The organism is Rhodoferax sp., from assembly GCF_034519335.1.
In the GTDB taxonomy this organism is placed as follows: Bacteria; Pseudomonadota; Gammaproteobacteria; order Burkholderiales; family Burkholderiaceae_C; genus Allorhodoferax.
On record NZ_JAXHOL010000001.1, the window covers coordinates 39,397 to 58,528 of the forward strand.

The following is a 19,132-nucleotide window of genomic DNA, read 5'->3' on the forward strand; positions in this document are numbered from 1 at the left end:
CGCGAAGGGCCGGTATGCACCAAGGCAAGCTCGTGTTTTCTCAGCTCATGGCCTATCTGCCCATGAGCACCTTTCGCAGGTGTGTGGCCAAGCATCGGGGCGACCACAAGGTCAAAGATTTCTCGTGCCTGGACCAGTTCTTCGCCATGGCCTTTGCGCAACTGACCTACCGGGAGTCCCTTCGCGATATCGAAGTCAACCTGCGGGCGCAAGCCAATCGGCTTTACCACATGGGCTTTCGCTGCTCTACGATTTCGCGCAACACACTGGCCAATGCGAATGCCACTCGTCCATGGCAGATTTACGCCGACTTTGCCCAACACCTGATTGGCATGGCCAGACCGCTGTATGCCAAGGAGCCACTGGGAATCGACCTGGATGCGGCCGTTTATGCGTTCGACGCCAGCACCATCGACTTGTGTCTGTCGTTGCATCCGTGGGCACCGTTTCGCTCCACCAAGGCCGCTATCAAGCTGCACACCTTGCTGGATCTGCATGGCTCCATCCCCAGCTTCATTCACATCACCGATGGCAAGACCCACGAGGTCAATGTGATGGACGACTTGGTGCTCGAAGCCGGGGCCTTCTACCTGCTGGATCGCGGGTATCTGGACTTCAAAAGGCTGTATGTCATTCATCAGGCCCAGGCCTTCTTCGTGACGCGTGCCAAGAGCAATACCCAGTTCAAGCGGCGCTACTCCAACCCCGTGGACCGCAACACCAGCAACGTCATCTGCGACCAGATCGGCGTGCTCACGGTTTTCTACTCCAGCAAGGATTACCCAGCCGCTTTGCGCAGGGTTGTCGTCAAAGACGAAACCGGCAAGCGCATCACGTTTCTGACCAACAACTTCGCCTTGAAACCCGAACTCATTGCCGACCTGTATCGCCAGCGTTGGAAGGTCGAGTTGTTCTTCAAATGGATCAAGCAGCACTTGCGCATCAAGGCTTTTTTGGGTACCAGCGAGAACGCCGTGAAGACGCAAATTTGGATCGCGGTGTGCACCTACGTGCTGATCGCCATAACAAAGAAACGTCTGCATCTTGAGCATCACAGCCTTTACGAAATCCTACAAATCCTGAGCCTGACCATGTTTGAACAAACCCCAATAAATCAACTACTTACACCACCCTCAGCGGATTCAGATCTGAGTTCCGAGCCTCAACAGCTCGTTCTCCTCTGAAAAACGTTGGGACACTACTGCTCCCGCACCTATGCTGCAACTCTCCACCATCAAGGCCATTACCCTGGACCTGGACGACACTTTGTGGCCCATTTGGCCGTGTATCGAGCGGGCCGAGAAGGTGTTGCATGCCTGGTTGCTGCAATACGCACCGGCCACCGCCACCTTGTATGCCGACCCGCACGCGCGCCGCACGCTGCGCGAGGACACCGAGCGGCAATGGGCTGCGCAGGCCCACGACCTGAGTGTGCTGCGGCGCGAGTCCATCCGGCTGGCGCTGGAGCGGGCAGGCGATGACACCGACTTGGCCAATCCGGCCTTTGACGTGTTTTTTGCCGAGCGCATGCGCGTGGAGCTGTTTGACGACGCGCTGGAAACGCTGGACTGGATGGCGCAGCGCTGGCCGCTGTATGCGGTGTCCAACGGCAATGCCGACGTCAACAAGGTGGGGCTGGGGGCTTACTTTACGGGTGCGATAAGTGCGCGTGATGCGGGCGTGGGCAAGCCGGACCCGAAGATATTTTTGGACGCCGCGCGTGCCTTGCAGGTGGCACCCCAGCACATCTTGCACGTGGGCGACGATGCCGCGCTGGACGTATTGGGCGCGCTGGACGTGGGCATGCAGGCCGTGTGGGTGAACCGCGCCGAGCACCTGTGGAGCCATGCGCAGCACCCCCATGCCACGGTGGCCAGCCTGACCGAGCTGCGCGACCTGCTCATCGCAGGCTGAAGCCCGGCCTGCGCAGGGCCAGCCCAGCTGTCAGGGTGCCGGCTTGAAGCGCAGGGTGCTTTCGGTGTGCGCCCGCACATCGTCCTCGCTCAGGTGCTGGGGCACGTAACCCCCGGCGATGTACAGCTCGGCCTGGTCGGCGTAATGCGAGTCGAACAACACACCGCTCTGGCCCACGGGGTTGATGCCCACGGCGCGGCTGGCGTCGGCAAAGTCAATCACCCGGCGTGTGGACGGACCATAGGTCACGGCCCAGGGCGCGGGGCCAATGGGGTTGGACAGGTTGTTGGGCGTTTCGCGTCCGCCAGGTGCCGGGAAAGGCCCCACGTTAAACAGCAGATGCAGCGGCTTTTGCCGGCCCAGGGGGTGGCCGTGGGTCACGGTGTGGGCCACGCCCCAGCGCCAGTCCAGCAGGCTGGTGCCATACAGGCCTTGCAGGTGCTTGAGGGTGTTGGACCAGGCGATGCGCACGGTCTCGAAATGGCTCTCGGTGGCTTTGGTGTTTTTGTTGTCCCACCAGGGGGAGCTGGGGTCGGCCACGAGCAAGGGCAGGGCCAAGTCCAGCGCACGCGTGCTGAGCAGGTTTTTGAACTGCACCTCGCCCAGTTCGTCTTCCATGGCGGCTTTGGCCAGCTCGTACAGCATCTGGCTGAACAGGGTGGCGGCAATGCTGTCGGTGGTGTAGTTGCCGTCCCATTTCTCCAGCGGCTCCATAAAGGCTTTTTCGTTCGGGTCGGTCACCACGGACTGCATCACGGGCAGCAGGTTTTGCAAAATGCGGCGGCCATAACCGTTGCTGGTGTCCAGTTGCAAGGCCTGCGCAGCCTTGCTGTCCCACAGGGTTTTGGGGTTGAAGAGCACCGCGTCCAGGCGGCGCGCGCGGTCTGGCAGGTTGTAGTAGCCGGGCACTGGCACGCCGCTGCTGGGCTGGGGCTGGTGGTTGGCCGACATGATGTAGCCGCGCGCCGGGTTTTCTTCCTGCGGGTTGAACATGAAGGCATAAAAGCCCGGCTTCTCCGCCTCGCCCTTGCTGGCGTCCAGGATGAACGTGGGGTTCACGCCCAGCGGGCGCTGGGGTAGCTTGGCCGATGCCCACCAGCCAATGTCGCCCTTGGCATTGGCCCACACCACATTGAGGCCGGGTGCGTGGATTTTGCTGGCGGCTTCGCGAGCCTTGTCGCGTGTGTCGGCGCGGTTGAGCTCGTAGAAAGCCTGTTGTATCGGGTTTTCGGTTTCCAGAAATGCCCACCACATGGCAATCGGTGTGTCGCCCAGGCTGTCCTTGAATACGCTGTTGATGAGGGGGCCGTGCGGCGAGCGGCGCAGGCTTAGTTGGACCGGCGGCGCGCCTTTGACGGTGATGGTTTCCGAGCGTGTGGTCAGATTCACCCACTGGCCGTTGTACCAGACCTGCTGCGGGTTTTCGGGGTTCACTTTCTCGGCGACCAGGTCCACATCGTCGTTCTGGAACATGGTCAGGCTCCAGCCAAAGTCCATGTTGTGGCCCAGCAGCGCAAAGGGGCTCAGCGCCTGGAAGTGGCCGTACAGCTCGAAGTCGGGTGCGCTCAGGTGCGCCTCGTACCAGACGCTGGGGGTGGAAAACGCGATGTGCGGGTCGCCCGCCAACAGTGGCTTGCCGCTGGCCGTGCGTTTGCCCGAGACGGCCCAGGCATTGCTGCCCTCAAACAGCGGCACACCGGCCAGCGCCATGGCGTCCTGGCTGATGGCGGCGATGCGGTTCAGCCCGTCCCAGTCGCGCTGGCTCAGGGCCGTGGGCGCGGTGACCACACCTTCGGGGTGCCAGTCGATGTCGAATGCACGCAGGTAGTCGGCCCCCAGCTTGTCGCGGATGAAGGTCATCAGCGGCTCGGTGCGAAACGCCGCAGCGAAGCTGTAGGCCAGGTAGCCCGACACGGCAATGGTGTCTTCGGGCGTAAAGGGCTGGTGCGGGATGCCCAGGATGTCGAACTCGATGGGGGAACGGTGTGTGTCCTGGTACTGGTTGACGCCGTCCAGGTAGGCCAGCAGGGCCTGGTTGGCCGGGGTGCTCATGTCCATTTGGGCGGCGGTGGCCTTGGCGTGGGCACGTATGCCCAGCGTGCGAAACAGGGTGTCGGTCTCCACCAGCTTGGGACCCAGAATTTCGGCCAGCTCGCCCTTGGCCAGGCGGCGCACCATTTCCATCTGGAACAGGCGGTGCTGGGCGTGCACATAACCCAGCGCACGGTACATGTCGGTCTGGTTCTCGGCGCGGATGTGGGGCACGCCACGTTCGTCAAACTGCACGCTCACCGGTGCGCTGAGTTTGGCCATCTCCAGCGTGCCGCTGCGCACGGGTTGCTTTTGGTAGAGGTACCAGCCACCCAGGGCCAATGCGGCCAGCAGGAGCAAGGCGATCAGGCTGCCAACGATTTTCAGGACAAGCTTCATGGTGAGAGGGGGTTGCAGGGCGCAACACGGCCCCGGTGGCTATGGTGCCACCAAAATTGCCCGCCGCGCCCTAAAAAATCCAGGGGTTGGTGGTGCGCACCCGGGCGCCCAGGCTGCGCAGCATCTCGGTCAGCCCCAGGTGGGCACGGTCAAAGTGCAGCAGGTCCGGGGGCAGGGCGTGCATGTGGAGCGTGGCGGCTCTTCGGGCGGCTGCATCGGGTTGGGGCGGTGGGGGCAATTGACCAAAGTCATACACCGCGCTCTGCAGTGGCAGGCATTGCCAGTCCTGCCAGCCCGCCAGCGCGGGCAGCAGCTCGGTCTCAAAGCGACGCAGGTCCAGCGCGGGGTCAATCAGGTCCAGCGCGAGGTAGGCCTTGCGCAGCGCCGCCGTGTCTTTGGGCTGGCGCAGTACGGCCTTCCAGGCGATGGCAGCCTGCTCGCAAAACAGGGGCGACAGCGTGCGCGTGCAGCCAAAGTCCAACAGGCCCAGCCGGCCGCCCTCCATGAACAGGTAGTTGCCGGCATGCGGGTCGGCCTGCAGGCGCTGCAAGCCCCAGGCGCATTGCATGAAGGTGTCCCACAGCAGCTGACCATAGTGGTCGCGCTGGGCCTGGCTGGGCTGGGTGGCCAGCCACTCGGCCAGGTGCAGGCCGTGCAGGCGCTGCATGGTCAGCACGCGCGGGGTGGTGCGGTCCATATACGGCTGGGGCAGCACCAATTGCGGGTGCTGCAGGTGCTGGGCAAACCACTGTAGCTGTTGTGCTTCGTGCACATAGTCCAGTTCTTGCGTCAGCGTCTGGGCGATGTTGTCCATCACGCGGGCCTGGATGTCGGCATTGGGCAGTGCCTCGGGTCCCAGGCTGATGCCCTTGAGCAACAGGCGCAGCATGGACAGATCGCTCTGGATGGTGGCAGCCATGCCAGGGTACTGCAGTTTCACGGCCACGGCCTCGCCACTGAACAGCGTGGCTGCGTGCACCTGGCCCAGGCTGGCGGCGGCAAAGGCCTGCAGGTCGAAGTCGGCAAACAGCGCCTCGGGGCTGTCGCCCAGCTCTTGGCGCAACTGCTTGAGCACCAGCGCGCGGTTCAGCGGGGTGACCTGGTAGTGCGCACGCGCCAGCTGCTGGCGCACGCCCTCGGGCAGCAGGCCCAGTTCCATACTCAGCAGCTGCGAGGCCTTGAGCGCCGTGCCCTTGAGCTGGTTGAGTGCGGTAAACGCAATGCGTCCCATCTTGGCTTCGTGCTCGGCACGGGCGGCTTCCTGGTCGGCAGCATTGCCATTGCGCTGCACCAGCCGCGTGGCCGAGCGCGCCAGCTGCGTGGCACCGGCCTGTGCGGCGGCTGCGCCCACGATGGCGCTGCGCGCGAGCTTACTGGTGCGCGGTGCGTGCGGCATGCAAAGACTGGCGCAACATTTTTGGCACGATGAGCCGGTGCACTGGCCCCACGATGGCCATGTAGGCGCGGCCCAGCGCATTGTGGTTGTGCACTACGGTGCTAACTGACACCACGGGCTGGCCGTTGTGCTGGTGTTTGCACACCGACACTTCCACGCGCAGGTGCTTGTCGTCGTCACACAAGATGACCTCGGGCGCCGACAGGTAACACAGGCTGAAAATGCCCGCCCGGTCGCCCAGCGCGTAGCTGGCGGCGGGTTTGCTGCCCTGGGCCTGCAGTTTCAGCTGCATGCTGCCCAGGTGCTTGAGACCCACTAGGCGCACGGCCTGGTTGCGCACCGACATCAGAAAGTTCATCCAGCCCGGCGTGCGGCCCATGACGATCATGTAGGTTTCCATGGCGTTGCCCTGGGGCAGCGGGTCGGCAAAGGTGTAGCAGTCGGCAAAGTCGGCGCCTGCGGTGCGCTGGGCGATCTGGCTGTGCGCGGGCAGCGGGGTTTCGGAGATGGTTGCGGCGGTCATGGTGCTGAGGGGGTCATGGTGTTTGCAGGGTTTGGCGGGCGCGTTGCATCAGGTCCAGCCAGCCGCCACCGGGTTGCAGCAGGCGGGAAAGCTGGCTGCGCAGCATGAAGCCGCCCAGCTCCAGCAGGCGGTCCACCAGGCCGCTGCGCAGCGCCACGGTCAGCACGCTCAGGCTCAGGTCCGTCATGCGGGTGGTGTCCGCAAAACCGTCTGACGTGTCGCGCAGCCAGAAGCCCAGCACGGCGTACACATAGTCCGCCATCAGGCTGGACAGGCTGCCCTGAAAGCCGCAGGGTGGTATCTCGCCGCTGGCCTCTGCAGCCTCCAGCATCTCCGTGAACGCGGCCTGCAGCAGCGCTTTGCCGGGCAGGGCGCCGCTGAGCATGGCCAGTGGCGTCTTGTTCAGCAACTGATGCGCCAGGGCCACAAACTCGCGGTCGGGCAGCAGCGTTTCCAGCAGGTGGTCCACCAGCAGTTGCATGCGCTCCTGCAGGCCAAACTTGTCCAGCCCTTTGGTCTTGCGCATCTGGGCGATGGCGTCGCCCACAGCCTGCTCAAAGTAGGCCAGCACCAGTTTCTCTTTGCTGGGGAAGTACTTGTAGATGGTGGCATCGCCCACTTCGGCAGCGCGGGCGATCTGCTTCATGGTGGTGCCGTCGAACCCGTGCTGGGTCATCAGGTCCACGGCCGTGCGGATCAGCAGGCGGTGGCTTTGGGCTTGTTGGGCTTTGGTGGTGCGCATGGTGTTTACAGAGTTAGGTCGTGCCGTCCCAGCGGGCATCGGCGCGCAGGGCGGTGTAGGTCCAGATGCCGCCAGCCAAATCGGCCAGGCCAAACAGGATGATCATGGGGCTGCCCAGCCCCGCGAGGGCGAAGGCAGTGAACGCCACAAAGACGATGAAGCGCGTGTAGACCGAGGCGACCAGAAACGGCTTGAACTCATGGCTGGCCGCCACCCAGGCGTACACGCCAATCATGAAGGCGACGAGGCCGACCACCCGGATCCACACCTCGGGCGTGGGCGGAATCTGCAGCAGCGACAGCAGCAGGTTGGGCACAGTGATGAGCACGGCACCCGCCAGGAACAAGTAGACGGCAAAGACCTTAGCGCTGAATGCGGAGCTGGACATGGCGGTGTTTCCTTTTACGGCCAGAGCCAGCTACAACCAGCCGCGGCCTACGGCGATGAGCAGCGGCCCGGCGGGCAGCGCCGCCCAGAACGGTGACTTGGGAAAGGCCGCAGCGCCCAGCACGCCGGTGAGCAGCAGGTAGCCGCCCAGGATGGTGAGCAGGGCCAGATCGCCCACTTCGGCGGCGTGCAGGGCAGCATGGCCAGCCAGCACCAGCAGCGGGCTAAAAATCATGAACCAGAAGGCGGTGCGCCGCTCCTCGGTAGCGGCGAACTGGCCAATGTAGCCACCAGCCCAGGCCGCCCGCAAGGGTGCCCGGTATTTGCGCAGGCCATAGGCCATGTGCCCCAGCCCCAGGAGGACCATGAACCAAGCAACGGTGTGCGCCATACAAATGCCTTTATGAAAACTAACTTTTCATAAATATAACATTTATATAATTTTAAAGATAGTTAGTTTCGTAAACTGGCTGCGGCGGCCACACCACTGCGCACTGCGCCTTCCAGCGTGGCGGGGTAGGGGCCGTCTACATAGTCGCCACAGGCCCACAGGCCGGGTGCAATGGCCTGGGCGGGGCGCACCAGCCCCGGCGTGCAGGCAAAGGTGGCGCGCTTTTCCACCACGGTTTGCAGCGGGGTGAGCGCCAGGCCCAACTGGGCCTGCGCCTGCGCCAGCACCTGGGTTTGCAGGGTGTCGCGGTCGCCCTCACTGGCGCTCACCACAAAGGCCAGCAAACCTGCCGGGCCGCCGAGCTGGCCGCGGTCGAATACGAACTGGGCGGGGTAGGCCGCGTCACTGCGCAGCGCCAGCATGGGCTGGCTCAGGCTGGCGCCGGCAGCATGGGCATAGACGGTGGCAATGGCTTCAAACTGCAGGGCCTGCGTGGTCGTGGCCCAGGATTGCATGGCGGTTGCTATGGTTTCAGGAGCTGCTCGCGCAGATTCTACAAGGGCTAGGGCCGCATTTGATGCTGAAGTGGCCCACAGGACGGCATCAAAGGCCTGGCCGTTGACTTGCCAGCCCGTGCCCTGCGCAGCGATGCGCTCCACACGCGTGCCCAACTGCACCACACCGCCCTGCGCCTGCAGCCAGTCGGCAGCGGCCTGGGGGAACAGCGTGGCCAAGTCAACGCGTGGCAGCAGCAGGTTGGAACTGCCGCGCCCACCAAACAGCGAGTCGCGCAGCACGGTGAGGAAGACTTGGCCACTGGCGCGCGCGGCTGGCGTGTTGAGGGCGGACACACACAGCGGGTCGATCATGGTGGCCAGCACGGTGGGCGTGAGCGTGCGGCACAGGTCCGCCACGCTGGTCTGTGGCGCACAGGCAAAGCCGCTCAACTGCCAGCCGGATGCGGCGCGCAGCAGGCTCCATTTGTCGGCAGCACTCCAACCGTGCGCCCGGAAGATACCAGCCAGGGCATCCAGCGGGCTGGGCCAGTCCGGCAGGGCCAGGCCGTCACCATCGGGAAACAGCAGCGTAAGCGGCAGGCGCAGCAGCGTGGCCTGCGGGTCCACGCCCACGGTGCGCATGAGTTCTAGGGTTTCGGAATAGGCGCCAATCAGGATGTGCTGGCCGTTGTCCAGCACCACAGGCGTGCCGTCGGGCATGGTGCCATTCAGGGCTCTGGCCCGCCCCCCGACTGCGCGGGCTGCTTCAAAAACTGTAGCGTGGTGGCCGTCTCGCGTGGCTTGCACAGCGGCAGCCATGCCGGCCCAGCCGGCGCCTACAACGGCTACCTTCATAAGCGGCCGAGGGCTTGCACCTTCCACGCCAGCCACAACTTGCGCAGCGGCGTGAGGCTCACGCGTTGGTGCAGCACCTGGTAGTTGTCGCGCATGATTTCGTTCAACAGTGCACGGTAAATGCTGGCCATCATCAGGCCGGGCTTTTGCGCGCGGCGGTCGGCGGCGGGCAGCAGGGCCAGCGCCTCGTCGTACAGACCCTGGGCGCGCTGCGCCTGGAAGCGCATGAGCGCGGTGAAGCGGTCGGAGTAGCTGCGCTTCAATATCTCGTGGGCCTTCACGTCAAACTGCTGCAGCTCGTTGACGGGCAGGTAGATGCGTCCGCGCATGGCGTCTTCGCCCACGTCGCGGAGGATGTTGGTGAGCTGTAGGGCCTGGCCCAGCTTGTGGGCGTAGGCGGTGGTTTGCGGGTCGGTCTGGCCGAAGATGCGCGCCGCCACCTCGCCCACCACGCCGGCAACCAAGTGGCAGTAGCGCTGCAGGCCGGGGTAGTCCAGGTAGCGGGTTTGTTCCAGGTCCATCTGGCAGCCCTCAATCACGCCCAGCAGGTGGCGCGCCTCAATGCCATAGACGGCAGTGTGTGGCATCAGCGCCTTCATCACCGGGTGGCTGGGTTGGCCCGCAAAGGCTTTGCCTACTTCGGTTTGCCACCAAGCCAGTTTGGTGGCAGCCACGCCCTGGTCCACCATGTCGTCCACCACGTCATCCACCTCGCGGCAGAAGGCATAAAAGGCGGTGATGGCCGCGCGCCGGGGCGCGGGCAGGAACAGAAAGGCGTAGTAGAAGCTGCTGCCGCTGGCGGCGGCTTTGTCCTGGACGTATTGCTCTGGGGTCATGGCGGGGATTGTTACATCCCGCGGTCCTGCGCTGGAGCGCGCAGGCGTATTACGGTCGTCCTCTTACATGCACGCGGCGCGCCACAGCAGCAAGGGAAAGTCCCAGGCCCGCAGCACCGGGCGCTGCGTGAGTGTGGCGTAGTCCAGCGCGGCGATCTTGTCCAGAATGCGCAGCCCACCCTGCACCACCAGGCGCAGCTCCCAGCCCGCCCGGCCCGGCAGGCGGTGTACCAAATTGGCACCTTTTAGCATGCTAGCCCTCGCGGAATCTGCGTAAGAAGCTATCAATTTGGTAGCGGATTCGGTTTGGCGCTGCCCCAGCACATCGGCCTGCGACACGCCGAACTGTGTGCGGGATGCCTCGGTGAGGTAATAGCGCCCGCGCGGAATGTCCACGCTCAGGTCTTGCCAAAAGTTGATGAGCTGCAGCGCGCTGCAGATGGCGTCACTCTCCACCAGGGCCTGGGCATCGCGCACGCCGTACAGGTGCAGCAGCAGGCGGCCTACCGGATTGGCTGAGCGGCGGCAGTAGTCCAACAGCTCGGTGTCGTTGGCGTAGCCGGTGCCATCGCGGGTTTTCTCAATGTCCTGCACAAAGGCATCCAGCAGGTCGTGCAGCAACTGCACGGGCAGCTGGTGTGCAGCAATCGCAGCCTGCAGCGGGCCAAACACCTGGGGCCAGTCGGCAAAGGCGTTGCCACCCTCAGCCGCTTGTTGCAGGGTCTGGCGATAGGCCTGCAGGCTAGCAAGGCGCTGGGCCGGGCTGGCGTCACCTTCGTCGGCAATGTCGTCCGCGGTGCGGGCAAAGTGGTAAAGGGCGGCAATCGGCGCCCGCAACTGCGGCGGGCAGAGCCAGGAGGCGACCGGGAAATTCTCGTAATGCGTGATGGGGGCGGCGGCCGTGGTGGCGGGCAGGGGGCTGGGCATGGGCGCCATTGTGCCTTTGGGCCCATTTGTGCTGCCGTGCCTTGACAAATATCAGGGCTTACCCTAAATTACTAACCATTCGGTCATTAGTGGTGCTGGTCAGGTCGTCCGGCACCGTGTGTTTTTCTTTATTTGCCTCCCACCACCATGCGCACCAGAACTTTCACCACCGCAGGCGCCGTGCTCGCCACCGCGTTGTTCGTCACCGCCTGCTCCAAGCCTGCCCCGTCTGAGGAGCCGGTGCGTGCGGTCAAGATCAGTACGGTGGGCATGGCCAACATCCAGTCCGGGTCGGAGTTTTCGGGTGAGGTGCGTCCCCGCATTGAGTCGCGTCTGGGCTTTCGTGTAGCTGGCAAGCTGGTGCGCCGCCCGGTGGAGCTGGGCCAAATCGTGAAGGCCGGCCAGGTGCTGGCGCAGCTGGACCCGCAGGATTACAAGCTGGCGACGGAAGCCGCGCGTGCCCAGGTCGCCGCTGCCGCCACCAACCGCGATCTCGCGGCCGCAGATTTCAAGCGTTTCAAGGAGCTGCGCGACCAGAACTTCATCAGCGGTGCCGAACTGGAGCGCCGTGAAACTACGCTGAAGGCCGCCCAGGCCCAGCTCGACCAGGCGCAGGCCCAGCTCAACAGCCAGGGCAACCAAGCGTCCTACACGACGCTGGTGGCCGACATGGCAGGCGTGGTGACGGCCATCAACGCCGAACCCGGCCAGGTGGTGAGCGCAGGGGCCCCCGTGGTGCAAATTGCCCAAGATGGCCCGCGCGACGTGGTGTTCTCGGTGCCCGAAGACAAGGTGGCCATGATCAAGGCGGGTTCTGCGGTGGATGTGAAGGTTTGGGCCAGCAAGACCACCGTGAAGGGCGTGGTGCGCGAAGTGGCGGCCAGTGCGGACCCCGTGACCCGCACCTTTGTGGTGAAGGTGGGGCTGGATGCCAAAGACGCCTTGGCGCTGGGCACCACGGTGTCGGTGGTGCCGCAGGCGTTTGACCGCAGCGGTGTGCAAGTCATCAAGCTGCCCACCAGCGCGCTGGTGCAAAGCGGCAAGTCCACCGCCGTGTGGGTGCTGGACAGTGCCAGCATGACCGTGAAGCTGCAGCCCATCACCGTGGCCACGGCCGATGGCAACGAGGCCGTGGTGGCCGACGGTTTGCAGCCCGGCATGCAGGTGGTGACGGCAGGCGTGCATGTGCTGTCGCCGGGCCAAAAAGTCTCCATTTATAAGGAAAAGTCGGCTGTAGCCGGCGCAGATGCTGCGCAAGCAGCTCCTGAAACTGTAGCGCCCGCTGCCGCCAAGGCTGCCAGCGAAACTGCTGCGAAGTGAGGCGCGCATGAACCTCGACGAACCGAAACCAGGCTTTAACCTCTCCAAGTGGGCGCTGGACCACGCGGCGCTCACGCGCTACCTGATGATCGTGCTGCTGCTGCTGGGGGTGGCCTCCTACTTCCAGCTGGGGCAGGATGAAGACCCGCCGTTCACCTTCCGTGCCATGGTGGTGCGCACCTACTGGCCGGGCGCCACGGCGCAGCAGGTGGCCGAGCAGGTGACCGACAAGATCGAGCGCACCCTGCAAGAGGTGCCCTATGCCGACAAGATCCGCAGCTATTCCAAGCCCGGCGAGTCGCAAATCATTTTCCAGATCAAGGATTCCAGCAAACCGTCGGACGTGCCCAACGTCTGGTACAGCGTGCGCAAGAAGGTGGGTGACATCCGCGGCACCTTGCCGGGCGGTGTGGTCGGCCCATTTTTTAACGACGACTTTGGTGATGTGTATGGCGTGATTTACGCGCTGGAGGCCGATGGCTTCAACTACGCCGAACTCAAGACCTTTGCCGACGACGTGCGCCAGCGCCTGCTGCGGGTGCCCGATGTGGCCAAGGTGGAGCTGTTTGGTGCGCAGGACGAGAAGCTGTACATCGAAATTTCGCAGAAGCGCCTGGCCCAATTGGGGCTGGACTTGAACCAGGTGCTGGCCCAACTGGGCCAGCAAAACGCGGTGGAATCCGCCGGCGCGGTGCAAACGCCGCTGGACGTGGTGCAGGTGCGCGTGGGTGGCCAGTTCAACCGCGTGGAAGAACTGCAGGCCATGCCGATCCGCGGCGCCTCCGGCAACCAGTTGCAGCTCAAAGACATTGCCACCATCGCCAAAGGCTATGTGGACCCTCCGTCGGTGAAGGTGCACCACCAGGGCAAAGAAGTGATCGCGCTGGGCGTGTCCATGACCAAGGGTGGCGACATCATTGCGCTGGGCCACTCGCTGGAGTCCGTGTTTAAGGGCATCGAGAAAGACTTGCCGGCGGGCATCAAGCTGGTGCAGCTGCAGGACCAGCCCAAGTCCGTGACCAACTCGGTGAGCGAGTTTGTGAAGGTGCTGATCGAGGCCGTGGTGATTGTGCTGGCGGTGAGTTTTATCGCGCTGGGCCTGCACAAGCGCCCTGGCAAGAACCCGCTGTGGAAGCGCTGGATTTTGGATATTCGCCCCGGTCTGGTGGTGGGCATCACCATCCCGCTGGTGCTGGCGGTGACCTTTTTGGGCATGTACTACTGGGGTATTGGCCTGCACAAAATTTCATTGGGCTCGCTGATCATTGCGCTGGGCCTGCTGGTGGACGACGCGATCATTGCGGTGGAAATGATGGTGCGCAAGATGGAGGAGGGCTACGACAAGGTGCGCGCCGCCACCTTCGCGTATGAAGTGACCGCCATGCCCATGTTGACGGGCACGCTGATCACCGCCGTGGGCTTTTTGCCCATTGGTTTGGCCAAGTCCACCACGGGCGAGTACACCTTTGCCATCTTCGCGGTGACGGTGCTGGCGCTGATCCTGAGCTGGTTTGTGTCGGTGTACTTTGTGCCCTACCTGGGGACGCTGCTGCTCAAGGAGCACAAGCACGTTGCGGGTGAGGAGTCCGTTCATACCGAACACTTCGATACGCCGTTCTACAACACCTTTCGCAAGACCGTGAACTGGTGCGTGCAGCACCGCTGGCTGACCATTGGCGCCACCATTTTGGTGTTCGCGCTGGGCATTGTCGGTATGGGTAAGGTGCAACAACAGTTCTTCCCCGATTCCAGCCGCCCCGAAGTGTTGGTGGACATTTGGTTCCCCGAAGGCACCTCGTTTGCTGCCAACCAAGAAGTCACCCAGCGCTTGGAGCAGCGCTTGATGGCGGAAGAGGGCGTGAGCACCGTGAGCACCTGGATTGGCTCCGGCGTGCCGCGCTTCTACCTGCCGCTGGACCAGGTGTTCCCGCAGACCAACGTGTCGCAGTTCATCATCATCCCCAAGGATTTGAAGGTGCGCGAATCGTTGCGGGTGAAGCTGCCCGCAATTTTGGCGGCCGAGTTCCCGGAGGTGCGAGGTCGCGTCAAGCTATTGCCCAATGGCCCGCCCGTGCCGTACCCAGTGCAGTTCCGTGTGGTCGGACCTGACCCGATTGCGCTACGGGACCGTGCCGACGAGGTCAAGGCCGTAATGCGCACCAGCCCCAATACGCGTGGTGTGAACGACAACTGGAACGAATCGGTCAAGGTACTGCGTCTGGAAGTGGACCAAGCCAAAGCCCGTGCCTTGGGCGTGACCAGCCAGTCCATCGCGCAAGCCTCCAAAACCGTGTTGGCCGGGACTACTGTGGGTCAGTACCGCGAGGGTGACAAACTCATCGACATCGTGCTGCGCCAGCCGCTGGACGAGCGCAATGCCATTACCGACATTGCCAACGCCTACCTGCCCACGGCCAGCGGCAAATCGATCCCGCTGACGCAGATCGCCAAGCCGGTGTTCACCTGGGAGCCTGGAGTGATGTGGCGCGAGAACCGCGATTACGCCATCACCGTGCAGGGTGACATTGCGGAGGGCCTGCAGGGCGCCACCGTCACGGCCGAACTGATGCCCCAGCTCAAGACGCTGGAAACCAAGTGGCAGCAAGCCAACCTGCATGGTTACCGTATTGAGGTGGCTGGCGCGGTGGAGGAGAGCTCCAAGGGGTCGGCGTCCATCGTAGCCGGTGTGCCCATCATGCTGTTCCTGACCTTCACCCTGCTGATGTTGCAACTGCAAAGCTTCAGCCGTGCGCTGCTGGTGTTTATCACTGGGCCGCTGGGCATTGCTGGTGTGGCGGGTGCGCTGATCCTGTTGGGCCGTCCGTTTGGCTTTGTGGCCTTGCTTGGTGTGATCGCCCTCATGGGCATGATTCAGCGCAACTCGGTGATCCTGATCGACCAGATCGAGCAGGACCGCGCGGCAGGCATCCCGGCCTGGGACGCGATTGTGGAGTCCGCTGTGCGGCGCCTGCGCCCCATCGTGCTGACGGCCGCTGCCGCGGTGCTGGCCATGATTCCGCTGTCTCGTTCGGTGTTCTGGGGCCCCATGGCCGTGGCCATCATGGGCGGGCTGATCGTGGCAACGGTGCTGACTTTGCTGGCTTTGCCGGCCATGTACGCCGCCTGGTTCCGGGTCAAACGCGAGCCGGCAACGCCGGTCTGATGGAAGTGGGTCTTTCCGCAGGTTAAAATAGCGGGCTGACCGATTTCAAATGGGTGGTCTAGGCCTTGCAGGTACTCCCTGCAAACGCACCTGACCTCCCATTTCTGTTTTTTGCGCGGGTGGCGAAATTGGTAGACGCACCAGGTTTAGGTCCTGACGCTGGCAACAGTGTGGGGGTTCGAGTCCCCCCCCGCGCACCAACCTTAAACAGGCACCGTTGATCGATGCCGCAGGTGAAAGTCCTGCCAACACCACAATTAGGAGTTAGTCATGGCCGTTACTGTAGAAACTCTGGAAAAGCTGGAGCGCAAGATCACTTTGACCCTGCCCGTGGGCGTGATCCAGACTGAAGTGGACAGCCGTCTGCGCAAGCTGGCTCGCACGGTGAAGATGGATGGTTTCCGTCCAGGCAAAGTGCCCATGAACGTGGTGACCCAGCGCTACGGCTACTCCGTGCACTACGAAGTGATGAACGACAAAGTGGGCGAGGCTTTCGCTACTGCTGCCAATGAAGCCAAGCTGCGCGTGGCTGGTCAGCCCAAGATCACCGAGAGCGAAACTGCTGCAGAAGGCCAAATGGCATTCGATGCTGTGTTTGAAGTGTTCCCCGAAGTCAAGATTGGTGACTTGGCGACCGCCGAAGTCGAAAAGCTGTCTGCTGACGTGACCGACGAAGCCATCGACAAAACCATCGAAATCCTGCGCAAGCAGCGCCGTACCTTTGCCCAGCGTGCGCAAGGCACCGCTGCTCAAGACACCGACCGCGTGACCGTGGACTTCGAAGGCAAGATCGACGGCGAACCCTTCGCTGGCGGCAAGGCCGATGACTTCCAGTTCATCTTGGGCGATGGCCAGATGCTGAAAGAGTTTGAGGACGCCACCCGTGGCATGAAAGCTGGCGAAAGCAAGACTTTCCCACTGGCTTTTCCTGCCGACTACCACGGCAAGGACGTGGCCGGCAAGACCGCCGACTTTCTGGTGACCTTGAAGAAGCTGGAAGCCGCCAATCTGCCGGCAGTGGATGGCGAACTGGCCAAGTCCCTGGGCATTGCCGAAGGCACTGTGGAAGCCCTGCGCGCTGACATCCGTAAAAATCTGGAGCGCGAAGTCAAATTCCGCCTGCTGGCTCGCAACAAGCAAGCCGCTATGGATGCCTTGGTTGCCAAGGCTGAACTCGACTTGCCCAAGTCCAGCGTGCAAGCTGAACTGGACCGCATGATCGAAAACGCCCGTGCAGACCTGAAGCAACGCGGCATCAAGGACGCTGACAAGGCGCCGATTCCTGACGACATCTTCCGTCCCCAAGCCGAGCGCCGCGTACGCTTGGGTCTGGTGGTGGCTGAACTGGTGCGCGCGAACGACCTGGCTGCCAAGCCCGAGCAGATCAAAGCCCACGTGGATGAGCTGGCTGCCAGCTACGAGAAGCCTGCTGACGTGGTGCGTTGGTACTTTGGTGACAACCGCCGTATGGCCGAAGTCGAAGCCATCGTGATCGAAAACAACGTAACCGAGTTCGTGTTGGCCAAAGCCAAGGTCACTGCCAAGGCCGTGTCTTTTGACGAGCTGATGGCCCAGAACTGATTGGCCATGCGATTGGCGTGCTTGGCACGCTGATGCCGAAATGGGGCTTGCGCGGGACTTGCAGTCTGGCGGTCAAGCCCCATTTGCATTGAGAGTCCGGTTTTTTCGGTACAGTTAGACCATTCAATTTGGAGAGCTTATGAACGTGAAATATGGAATGTCCGGCGCAATGGATACGCAGGCTTTGGGCATGGTCCCCATGGTCATCGAGCAATCAGGCCGCGGTGAGCGCTCTTATGACATCTATTCACGTCTGCTCAAAGAGCGCGTGATTTTCTTGGTGGGCCCGGTCAATGACCAGACCGCCAACTTGGTGGTGGCGCAGCTGCTGTTCTTGGAAAGCGAAAATCCTGACAAGGATATTTCGTTTTACATCAACTCTCCCGGTGGCTCGGTAAGCGCCGGCATGGCGATTTACGACACCATGAACTTCATCAAGCCCGATGTATCGACCCTGTGCACCGGTATGGCCGCCAGCATGGGCGCCTTCTTGTTGGCAGCTGGCGCCAAGGGCAAGCGTTTCTCGTTGCCCAATTCCAAGGTCATGATTCACCAGCCTTTGGGCGGCACACAAGGCCAGGCGACCGAGATCGAGATCCACGCTCGTGAGATCCTCAAGACCCGCGAGCAGTTGAACAAGATCTTGGCCGAGCGTACCGGCCAACCCCTGGAAAAAATCGAGCGCGACACCGAACGCGACTATTACCTGTCTGCCGACGAAGCCAAGGAATATGGCTTGGTGGACCAGGTGATCGCCAAGCGTCCCTGATCGAGCGGCTTTAGGCTCTTCCAACGGTGTCTTTCTGCTGGAAAGGCACCGTTTTTATTTGGTTATCATTGCTTAACTTAGCGAAAAAGGCAGACTTCACATGGCCGAGAAAAAAGGCGCAACCGGCGAAAAAACCTTGTACTGCTCTTTCTGCGGCAAGAGCCAGCACGAGGTCAAAAAGCTGATTGCTGGGCCGTCGGTGTTTGTGTGCGATGAGTGCATCGAACTCTGCAACGAGATCATCCGCGACGAGCTGCCAGCCACCACCGAAGGCAAGGACGCGCGCAGCGACCTGCCCACTCCGTCTGACATCAAAGCCAATCTGGACAACTATGTCATTGGTCAAGAGCCTGCCAAGCGCACGCTGGCGGTGGCGGTGTACAACCATTACAAGCGCCTTAAGCACAAAGAAAAGGCCAAGAAAGACGATGTGGAGTTGGCCAAGAGCAATATCTTGCTGATCGGCCCTACCGGTTCTGGCAAGACGCTGTTGGCGCAAACACTGGCGCGTATGCTCGATGTGCCATTTGTGATGGCCGATGCCACCACGCTGACCGAAGCTGGATATGTGGGTGAAGACGTGGAAAACATCGTATTGAAGCTGCTGCAAAGCTGCAACTACGACGTAGAACGCGCCCAGCGCGGCATCGTCTATATCGACGAAATCGATAAAATCTCGCGTAAGTCCGATAACCCATCCATTACACGTGACGTGTCGGGTGAGGGCGTGCAACAGGCATTGCTCAAGCTTATTGAAGGCACCATGGCCAGCGTGCCGCCCCAGGGTGGGCGCAAGCATCCCAACCAGGACTTTGTGCAGATCGACACCACGAACATTTTGTTCATTTGCGGTGGCGCGTTCGCAGGCCTTGAAAAGGTGATTGAACGTCGTACGGAGTCTTCTGGCATCGGTTTTGGTGCAGCAGTCAAGAGCAAGCAGCAGCGCGCCTTGACTGAAGTCTTCAAGGAAGTGGAGCCTGAGGATTTGATCAAGTTCGGTTTGATTCCTGAACTGGTCGGTCGTATGCCCGTGGTAGCCACCTTGGCGGAGTTGACAGAAGACGCATTGGTGCAAATTCTGACTGAACCCAAAAACGCGTTGGTCAAGCAATACGCCAAGCTGCTGGCCATGGAGGGCGCAGAGCTGGAAATTCGCCCCGCTGGCCTCAAGGCGATTGCCAAGCGTGCCCTGGCCCGCAAGACCGGTGCACGGGGACTGCGTTCCATTCTGGAGCAGTCACTGATAGACACCATGTACGAGTTGCCAAATGCGGGCAATGTAGAAAAAGTGGTGGTGGACGAGTCCACCATTGAAGAGAACAAGCCCCCATTGTTGGTGTACCGCGAGTCGGCCAAGAAGGCGTAATGCATTTCCGCCCAAGGGTCCAATTAACAGGGCTT

Annotated in this window: 16 protein-coding genes and 1 tRNA gene; 8 read left to right on the forward strand and 9 right to left on the reverse strand. The window is 62.3% G+C overall.

All coding sequences use genetic code 11. The features are described 5' to 3' along the window. Positions 1 to 14: 14 nt before the first annotated feature. The gene (locus U5O12_RS00210; protein ID WP_322576703.1) at positions 15 to 1,184 is read left to right on the forward strand and encodes an IS4 family transposase; all 1,170 of its coding nucleotides are present in this window, start codon (positions 15 to 17) and stop codon (positions 1,182 to 1,184) included. Between the two features lie 31 nt (positions 1,185 to 1,215). Continuing rightward, positions 1,216 to 1,914, forward strand: coding sequence for an HAD-IA family hydrolase (locus tag U5O12_RS00215; RefSeq protein ID WP_322576704.1), 699 nt, complete (start codon positions 1,216 to 1,218; stop codon positions 1,912 to 1,914). A 30-nt stretch (positions 1,915 to 1,944) separates the two neighbouring features. On the opposite strand, the gene U5O12_RS00220 is transcribed toward U5O12_RS00215, so the two are convergent. From U5O12_RS00220 to hpnC, 9 genes are all read right to left on the reverse strand, one after another. Continuing rightward, complete coding sequence (locus U5O12_RS00220) at positions 1,945 to 4,344, reverse strand: penicillin acylase family protein (protein ID WP_322576705.1); 2,400 nt, start codon at positions 4,342 to 4,344, stop codon at positions 1,945 to 1,947. A gap of 70 nt (positions 4,345 to 4,414) precedes the next feature. Next, positions 4,415 to 5,740: an AarF/ABC1/UbiB kinase family protein gene (locus U5O12_RS00225; RefSeq protein ID WP_322576706.1), complete on the reverse strand. Its 1,326-nt coding sequence runs from the start codon at positions 5,738 to 5,740 to the stop codon at positions 4,415 to 4,417. Beyond that, positions 5,715 to 6,263, reverse strand: a complete 549-nt coding sequence (locus tag U5O12_RS00230) for a DUF2867 domain-containing protein (protein WP_322576707.1) — start codon at positions 6,261 to 6,263, stop codon at positions 5,715 to 5,717. Before U5O12_RS00230 ends, U5O12_RS00225 begins: the two co-directional genes overlap by 26 nt. A 13-nt stretch (positions 6,264 to 6,276) precedes the next feature. After that, on the reverse strand, positions 6,277 to 7,005 hold the full coding sequence (locus tag U5O12_RS00235) for a TetR/AcrR family transcriptional regulator (RefSeq protein WP_322576708.1): 729 nt from the start codon (positions 7,003 to 7,005) through the stop codon (positions 6,277 to 6,279). A 13-nt stretch (positions 7,006 to 7,018) separates the two neighbouring features. Continuing rightward, positions 7,019 to 7,393 (reverse strand): hypothetical protein, encoded by a 375-nt coding sequence (locus tag U5O12_RS00240; RefSeq protein ID WP_322576709.1) that lies wholly within the window; start codon positions 7,391 to 7,393, stop codon positions 7,019 to 7,021. Between the two features lie 30 nt (positions 7,394 to 7,423). Next, complete coding sequence (locus tag U5O12_RS00245; RefSeq protein WP_322576710.1) at positions 7,424 to 7,783, reverse strand: DUF6463 family protein; 360 nt, start codon at positions 7,781 to 7,783, stop codon at positions 7,424 to 7,426. A 62-nt stretch (positions 7,784 to 7,845) separates the two neighbouring features. Continuing rightward, positions 7,846 to 9,135, reverse strand: a complete 1,290-nt coding sequence (hpnE, locus tag U5O12_RS00250) for a hydroxysqualene dehydroxylase HpnE (protein WP_322576711.1) — start codon at positions 9,133 to 9,135, stop codon at positions 7,846 to 7,848. After that, positions 9,132 to 9,971, reverse strand: coding sequence for a presqualene diphosphate synthase HpnD (hpnD, locus tag U5O12_RS00255; protein ID WP_322576712.1), 840 nt, complete (start codon positions 9,969 to 9,971; stop codon positions 9,132 to 9,134). The genes hpnE and hpnD overlap by 4 nt, the downstream gene beginning before the upstream one ends. A 63-nt stretch (positions 9,972 to 10,034) precedes the next feature. Then, a complete protein-coding gene (gene hpnC, locus U5O12_RS00260; protein WP_322576713.1) occupies positions 10,035 to 10,898 on the reverse strand; it encodes a squalene synthase HpnC in 864 nt (287 codons plus the stop codon). Between the two features lie 147 nt (positions 10,899 to 11,045). Here hpnC and U5O12_RS00265 point away from each other — a divergent pair, with 147 nt between their 5' ends. The 6 genes from U5O12_RS00265 (at position 11,046) to clpX (ending at position 19,097) form a co-directional block, all read left to right on the forward strand. Further along, positions 11,046 to 12,218, forward strand: a complete 1,173-nt coding sequence (locus tag U5O12_RS00265) for an efflux RND transporter periplasmic adaptor subunit (protein ID WP_322576714.1) — start codon at positions 11,046 to 11,048, stop codon at positions 12,216 to 12,218. A 7-nt stretch (positions 12,219 to 12,225) separates the two neighbouring features. Next, complete coding sequence (locus tag U5O12_RS00270; RefSeq protein ID WP_322576715.1) at positions 12,226 to 15,381, forward strand: efflux RND transporter permease subunit; 3,156 nt, start codon at positions 12,226 to 12,228, stop codon at positions 15,379 to 15,381. Between the two features lie 113 nt (positions 15,382 to 15,494). Beyond that, a tRNA-Leu gene (locus U5O12_RS00275) sits at positions 15,495 to 15,581 on the forward strand. A gap of 70 nt (positions 15,582 to 15,651) precedes the next feature. After that, positions 15,652 to 16,962: a trigger factor gene (gene tig, locus U5O12_RS00280; protein WP_322576716.1), complete on the forward strand. Its 1,311-nt coding sequence runs from the start codon at positions 15,652 to 15,654 to the stop codon at positions 16,960 to 16,962. Between the two features lie 139 nt (positions 16,963 to 17,101). Beyond that, positions 17,102 to 17,731 carry an ATP-dependent Clp endopeptidase proteolytic subunit ClpP gene (gene clpP, locus U5O12_RS00285; RefSeq protein ID WP_303396087.1) on the forward strand — a complete coding sequence of 210 codons (630 nt, stop codon included), beginning with the start codon at positions 17,102 to 17,104 and terminating at the stop codon, positions 17,729 to 17,731. A 100-nt stretch (positions 17,732 to 17,831) separates the two neighbouring features. Next, a complete protein-coding gene (gene clpX / locus U5O12_RS00290) occupies positions 17,832 to 19,097 on the forward strand; it encodes an ATP-dependent Clp protease ATP-binding subunit ClpX (RefSeq protein ID WP_322576717.1) in 1,266 nt (421 codons plus the stop codon). Positions 19,098 to 19,132 lie beyond the last annotated feature (35 nt).